The organism is Streptomyces sp. NRRL WC-3549 (assembly GCF_000721935.1).
Taxonomy (GTDB): Bacteria; Actinomycetota; Actinomycetes; order Streptomycetales; family Streptomycetaceae; genus Streptomyces.
This window is the reverse complement of the sequence record NZ_KL585420.1, coordinates 70163-76079: the sequence shown is the minus strand read 5'-3', so window position 1 is coordinate 76079 and position 5917 is coordinate 70163. Positions and strand designations below refer to the sequence as shown.

The 5917-nt window shown below is 72.3% G+C and carries 5 protein-coding genes and 1 pseudogene; 3 read left to right on the top strand and 3 right to left on the bottom strand.

From position 1 onward, the window contains the following. A pseudogene (locus tag IH13_RS0124860) lies at positions 1-363 on the top strand (hypothetical protein); the annotation flags it as partial. Here IH13_RS0124860 and IH13_RS0124855 read toward each other — a convergent pair. Beyond that, positions 354-815 (bottom strand): MaoC family dehydratase, encoded by a 462-nt coding sequence (locus tag IH13_RS0124855; protein ID WP_031088026.1) that lies wholly within the window; start codon positions 813-815, stop codon positions 354-356. The pseudogene IH13_RS0124860 and the gene IH13_RS0124855 overlap by 10 nt on opposite strands. Before the next feature lie 288 nt (positions 816-1103). Between IH13_RS0124855 and soxR the strand changes: the two genes are divergently transcribed. Next, on the top strand, positions 1104-1637 hold the full coding sequence (soxR, locus tag IH13_RS0124850) for a redox-sensitive transcriptional activator SoxR (protein WP_031088024.1): 534 nt from the start codon (positions 1104-1106) through the stop codon (positions 1635-1637). Between the two features lie 19 nt (positions 1638-1656). Here the strand turns inward: soxR and IH13_RS0124845 are convergent, their stop codons facing one another. Together IH13_RS0124845 and IH13_RS0124840 are read right to left on the bottom strand one after the other, a co-directional pair. Further along, positions 1657-2367 carry a 3-keto-5-aminohexanoate cleavage protein gene (locus IH13_RS0124845; RefSeq protein WP_031088023.1) on the bottom strand — a complete coding sequence of 237 codons (711 nt, stop codon included), beginning with the start codon at positions 2365-2367 and terminating at the stop codon, positions 1657-1659. Positions 2368-2552: 185 nt separating this feature from the next. Next, positions 2553-3167: a hypothetical protein gene (locus IH13_RS0124840; protein WP_031088022.1), complete on the bottom strand. Its 615-nt coding sequence runs from the start codon at positions 3165-3167 to the stop codon at positions 2553-2555. A 221-nt stretch (positions 3168-3388) separates the two neighbouring features. Between IH13_RS0124840 and IH13_RS0124835 the strand changes: the two genes are divergently transcribed. Continuing rightward, the coding region (locus tag IH13_RS0124835; RefSeq protein ID WP_031088021.1) for a penicillin acylase family protein at positions 3389-5917 on the top strand (2529 nt) is incomplete at its 3' end.

Below are 5917 nucleotides of genomic sequence, written 5' to 3'. Positions count from 1 at the left end.
CGCCTCCCTCGCGCCATCAGAGATGTGTATAAGAGACAGGTACGGTCCTTCGTGCGCTGGCACGCCGAGCGCCACACCACGGCGCGGGTCGTGCAGTACGAACTGGAGGCCCTCGGCGAGGAGCACCGGGCCGAGATCGTCGGCCTGCGCAGGAAGACCGACGCGGTCGTGCGCGGCATCATCGGCGAGGGCGTACGGGCCGGGGAGTTCGACGTCCCGGACGTCCCGGGCACCACGTTGGCCGTGCTGTCGCTCTGCATCGACGTGGCGCGCTGGTTCAACGCCCAGGGCAGCCGGACGCCCGACGAGGTCGGCACCCTCTACGCCGACCTCGTCCTGCGCATGGTCGGCGCTCAGAAGTAGTAGCGCGACACCGACTCGGCGACGCAGACCGGCTTGTCGCCGCCTTCGCGCTCGACCGTGACGAGGGCGGTCACCTGCACCCCGCCGCCCGCCTCCTCGACGTTCTTGAGCACCGCCGTGGCGCGGAGCCGCGAGCCCACGGGCACCGGCGAGGGGAAACGCACCTTGTCGGTGCCGTAGTTGATGCCCATCTTCGCGCCCTCGACCCGCAGGACCTGCGGGACCAGCGCCGGCAGCAGCGAGAGCGTCAGATAGCCGTGCGCGATCGTCGTGCCGAAGGGGCCGGCCGCGGCGCGCTCGGGGTCCACATGGATCCACTGGTGGTCGCCGGTGGCCTCGGCGAACCGGTCGATCCGCTGCTGCTCGATCTCCAGCCAGTCGCTGTGCCCCAGCTCCTCGCCCACCGCCTCCCGCAGCTCCTGTGCGGACGTGAAGATCCTCGGCTCTGCCATGATTTCTGCTCCCTGCCTTCCCGTGCCTACGTCTCTGAGCGTCTGGCGAGGCCACGCTCCCGGGCGATGTCTAAGCGCTTGCTCAGCATGCGGGGGTGCTGCGTCCCTGTCAACGACGGCCCTGTCAACGCCATCCCCCTCAACGCAATCCCCCTCAACGCAATCCCTGTCAACGCCATCCCTGTCGGCGACGGACCGGCCGGGGCGGCCGGGGCGGCCGGGGTCGCGCGAACCGGTGGGCGAAGATCTGCGGGCCGGGCCCCGGCGCGGAGCAGTAGGGTCGGTGGGGTGCCCCAGATCCCGCAGACGCTCCACGAACTCACGGTCGGTCAGCTCTCCGCGCGCAGCGGTGCCGCCGTGTCGGCCCTGCACTTCTACGAGTCCAAGGGCCTGATCAACAGCCGCCGTACCAGCGGCAACCAGCGCCGGTACACCAGGGACGCCCTGCGCCGGGTGGCGTTCGTCCGCGCGGCACAGCGCGTCGGCATCCCGCTCGCCACCATCAGGGAGGCCCTCGCCGAACTCCCCGACGAGCGCACGCCGAACCGCGACGACTGGGCGCGGCTCTCCAGGGTCTGGCGCTCCGAACTGGACGAGCGGATCAAGCAGCTGGGGCGGCTGCGGGACCACCTCACGGACTGCATCGGCTGCGGATGCCTGTCGCTGGAGGCGTGCGTGCTGTCCAACCCCGATGACATCACCGGCGAGGAGATGGCCGGCTCGCGCCTCATGCCGGAGCGCCGGTCCCGGCAGGGGCCCCCGGAACCGAGGCGGGACCCCGAGCGGGACCCGGCCGGGCCCTCTTCCGGGTCGCGCCCCTGAGGAACCGTCCGCGCGGGCGTCACCGCGCCAGGGCGACCGCGGCCGCGACCAACTCCTCGTTCGAGGCGGCCCGTCGGCCGTCGGGCAGGTACAGGACGTCCTCCAGGCCTGTGCGGGTGTGCAGCCCCAGCCGGACCGCCACTGCCGCGACCGGCCAGGCCCCGCCGTCCTCGCCGTGCAGCAGCACCTTCCCGCCGTAGGCGTCGCCCAGCTCGTCGAGCAGCCGCCGGGCCGACTCCGGGGCGGTCGCCGGATCGGTGTCGGTGACCTCGGCGAGCACCCGCAGGACCCCGGGTGCGTGCGGGGAGCGCCCAAAGAGGGCGGCTCCGTCGGTGCCCGACCACAGTCCGGCCTCCACGGCCACGCCCCGCTCCAGCAGGGCCGCGGCGAGCTCCTCGGCGCCGGGCTCGTGCCAGTTGACCGACGCGTGGTCGGGCAGCACGGTCCAGCCCCGGACGAGTTCCACCCGGCGTGCCGGATCCGGCTCGGCCCAGGCCCCGGTCGTGACGCCCACGGGCACCCGGACAGCGGCCCGTATCGCGGACAGCGTCGCGGCCACCACGCCGGGGGAGAGCGATTCCCCGCCGCAGGGCGCCCTCGGGTGGACGTGGACGTCCTCGGCGCCGGCCGCGACGGCCGCGGCCGCGGACCGTGCCAGGGCGTCGGGGGACAGTGGCACGGCGGCCGACTCGTCGGCCCCGCGCCGGCCGTTCAGGCAGACCTGGATCATGCCTCCGATGGTGACATCCGCCACTGACAACGCCCCTCAGGCCGGCCGCCGACCACGCCCCTCGGGCCCGCCAGTGACAGCGCCCCTCACGTCCGCGAGGAGGTACCGCCCCTCGCCGCGTCCCCCGCCGCGCCCTCGTCCCGGTCGCCGGTGCGCCTCGCCTTGGCAGCCGGCTCCCGTACGGCTCAGGCCGCGGAGGCGAGCGCCCCGGGCCGTCGCCGACGGCGTGACCGCTCCAGAGCCCCGCTCGTCAGCACCGACTGGGGGACCACGATCCCGCACCCCGTGCAGACCGGCCCGAACCACGGTTCCCGTTCGAGGTCCTGCCGCCAGACGATCCCCTGGTCCGCGCAGACCGGGCAGGCCGTCCCCGGCTCCCCGCCGAGGGCCGCGATCAGCCGGCCCAGTACCTCGGCGAGCGGGGCGTCCGGATGGATGCCCGGATCGTCGCAAGGGGCGATGTCCCTGCCGCCCCAGGTCCGCCGGTGCCAGTCGTCGAACGTACCGGGGCGGCGCAGCCCGTCGTGCTTCTCCCGCCGCCGCCGCTCGGCGAACCCCGTCTCGTACGCGAGCCACACCGCCCGCGCCTCCTCCAGTTCCTCCAGGGCCCGGATCAGGCGGTCCGGGTCGGGCGCCCGGTCCTCCGGCCCGATGCCGTGCCGCGCGCACAGGTGATCCCAGGTCGCCCGGTGCCCGTAGGGGGCGAACCGTTCCAGGCATTTGCGCAGCGAGTACCGGCGCAAGGCCAGATCACCCCGTGGATCGCGGACCTGTCTCGCAAGACTCCGGAAACCGGCCATAGCACTGCCACCTCCGTCGCTCGTACCTCGGCGTCAAGGGATGGACGTACGAGTGCCCGATTCGGCTCCATCGAAAGGCGAAAGCCGTCCATTTCCTGAGATGACATGGTGAGGAAGGCGCCACCGCATGTGTCGATTCCGAAAAAGTGACTGATGTTCACCTTAACGACAGGGTGTACCGCCGGTAACCTCCCGCGCATCGGCCATCCGGAGGAGCACGCATGCCCCCACGCACCCGCACGCTCAGAGCCGCCACAGTCGCGGCCGTCCTCGCCCTCGGAACGTCCCTGCTCGCCTCGGTCCCGCAGGCCGGCGCCGCGCAGTCCGCACCCGCCGCCGTCACCGACCACTGCCAGGGGCAGTGCGCCGACATCCTGCCGCCCGGCGAGAACGGCAACGCCACCCTCGTCGAGATCCTCGGCAACAAGGCCTTCGGCACCCACCCCGCCCACAGCGACGACCGGATCGACCGCTACAACGGCCTGGTCGCGGGCCATACCGGCCTCACCGACCAGAAGCTGACCGACTTCTTCGACGACGCCTCGTTCGGCGTCCCCGCCGGCCAGGTCGAGTCCGTCACCAAGCCCCGCGAGGACGTCACGATCACCCGGGACAAGAAGACGGGCGTCCCCCACATCCAGGGCACCACCCGCTACGGCACCGAGTACGGCGCCGGGTACGCGGCCGGCCAGGACCGGCTCTGGCTGATGGACCTCTTCCGGCACATCGGACGGGGCCAGCTGACCTCCTTCGCCGGCGGAGCGCTCGCCAACCAGGGCCTGGAACAGCAGTTCTGGCCGCAGGCCCCGTACACCGAGGCGGACCTGGAGGCACAGGTCGAGCGGATCAGGACCACCGAAGGCGTCCACGGCGAACAGGCCATGGCCGACGCGCAGGCCTACGTCGACGGCATCAACGCCTACCGGGAGAAGTCCAAGAAGGGCCGCTACTTCCCGGGCGAGTACGTCCTCACCGGCAAGATCGACGCCATCACCAACGCGGGCGAGATACAGCCGTTCAAGCTGACCGACCTCATCTCGATCGCCTCCGTCGTCGGCGGGCAGTTCGGCGGAGGAGGGGGCGGGGAAGTGCAGGCCGCCCTCTCGCTGCTGGCGGCCCAGCAGAAGTACGGACTCGAGGAGGGCACCCGGGTCTGGGAGTCGTTCCGCCAGCGCAACGACCCCGAGGCCGTCCTCACCATCCACGACGGCACCTCGTTCCCGTACGCCACCAAGCCCGACCAGGCCCGGGGCACCGCCCTGCCCGACGCCGGCTCCGTCACCGCCGAACCGCTGATCCACGACCGCACCGGCTCGGCGGGCACCGGCAAGAAGGCCCCGCTCGACGTACCGGCCGACCTCGCACCGGCGCAGGGCATGTTCGACGACGGGGTCATCCCCGAGGGCTCCCTCCCCGGCATCGGCGACGGCGCGGCCAAACGCGGCATGTCCAACGCCCTCATGGTCTCCGGCAAGCACACCGCGAGCGGCAACCCCGTCGCCGTCTTCGGCCCCCAGACCGGCTACTTCGCCCCGCAGCTGATGATGCTCCAGGAACTCCAGGGGCCCGGTATCAGCGCCCGCGGCGTCTCCTTCGCCGGGGTCGGCATGTACGTCCAGATGGGCCGGGGCCAGGACTACGCCTGGAGCGCCACCTCCGCCGCCCAGGACATCACCGACACCTACGCCGTCGAACTCTGCGAACCCGACGGCTCCACGCCCTCCAAGGACTCCGCGCACTACCTCTACCGCGGCACCTGCACCGCGATGGAGAAGATGGAACGCACCAACTCCTGGAGCCCCACCGTCGCCGACTCCACCGCCAAGGGCTCCTACCGGATGCAGGTGTGGCGGACGAACTACGGAATCCTCACCCACCGGGCCACGATCGCCGGCAAGCCCGTCGCCTACACGTCGCTGCGCACCACCTACCGCCACGAGGCCGACTCGATCATCGGCTTCCAGATGCTCAACGACCCGGCGTACGTCACCGACGCCGCCTCCTTCCAGCGGGCGGCCGGCCACATCGACTACGCCTTCAACTGGTTCTACGCGGACGCGCGCACGACCGCGTACTACAACAGCGGCATGAACCCGGTGCGCGCCACCGGGGTGGACGCCGCCCTGCCGGTGAAGGCCGAGAAGGCGTACGAGTGGCGGGGCTTCGACCCGGCCGCCAACACCACCGACTACACGCCCTTCGCCGAGCACCCGCACTCCACCGGCCAGGACTACTACATCTCCTGGAACAACCGGCAGGCCGAGGACTACTCCACCGGCGCGTTCGGCTTCGGCGCGGTGCACCGCGGGGACCTGCTCGACGACCGGGTGGCCGCGCTCGTCGCCGACGGCGGGGTGACCCGGGCGTCCCTGACCCGCGCCATGGAGGAGGCGGCCCTCACCGACCTGCGGGGCGAGCAGCTGCTGCCGGAGCTCCTGAAGGTCATCCGCTCCCAGCCGGTCACCGACCCGGAGCTGAACGCGGTGGTGCAGCGGCTGGACTCCTGGCGGGCGGCCGGGGCCCAGCGCAAGGAGACCACCGAGGGCTCGCACACGTACACGCACGCCGACGCGGTCCGGATCATGGACGCGTGGTGGCCGCAGCTGGTCGAGGCGGAGTTCCGCCCCGGGCTCGGCGACGACCTGTACACGGCCCTCACCGCGAGCCTGGCCACCGACGAGTCCCCGGCCGCGAGCCACGGAGCGAGCGGGGCGCACAGCGGCTCCGCCTTCCAGTACGGCTGGGGGGGG

Bases quoted from the DNA above. Each gene is read 5' to 3' on its own strand.
- IH13_RS0124855 (WP_031088026.1), bottom strand. From the start codon at position 815: ATGGCAGAGCCGAGGATCTTCACGTCCGCACAGGAGCTGCGGGAGGCG.
- IH13_RS0124845 (WP_031088023.1), bottom strand. From the start codon at position 2,367: ATGATCCAGGTCTGCCTGAACGGCCGGCGCGGGGCCGACGAGTCGGCC.
- IH13_RS0124840 (WP_031088022.1), bottom strand. From the start codon at position 3,167: ATGGCCGGTTTCCGGAGTCTTGCGAGACAGGTCCGCGATCCACGGGGT.